General features: G+C 59.5%; 1 protein-coding gene. It reads left to right on the top strand.

Features of this window, described 5'->3' with window-relative positions; all coding sequences use genetic code 11:
- On the top strand, positions 1-232 hold a 232-nt coding region (locus F6S12_RS33545), incomplete at both ends, for an immunoglobulin-like domain-containing protein (RefSeq protein WP_315870086.1).

Here is a 232-nt window from a genome sequence, read left to right as displayed (position 1 = left end):
AGCCGTGACTGACGTTACCGATACCATCGACAACTCCACCGTATCGCTGAAAGCCACACCTTCGGCTGCCGAAGGTGGCAACGTCACTTACACCGCTACCGTTAGCGCTCCAGTGACCGGTTCGCCCGTCACCGTGAACCTGGCCAATGGCGAGAAGATCACCATCCCGGTCGGCGAAACCACCGGTTCGGTGAGCATCAGCGCACCGAACGATGTACTGGTTGGCCACACT

Origin of the sequence: Pseudomonas sp. JV245A (genome assembly GCF_032424515.1) — a bacterium.
Lineage (GTDB): Bacteria > Pseudomonadota > Gammaproteobacteria > Pseudomonadales > Pseudomonadaceae > Aquipseudomonas > Aquipseudomonas protegens.
This window is presented reverse-complemented; position numbering and strand designations above follow the sequence as displayed.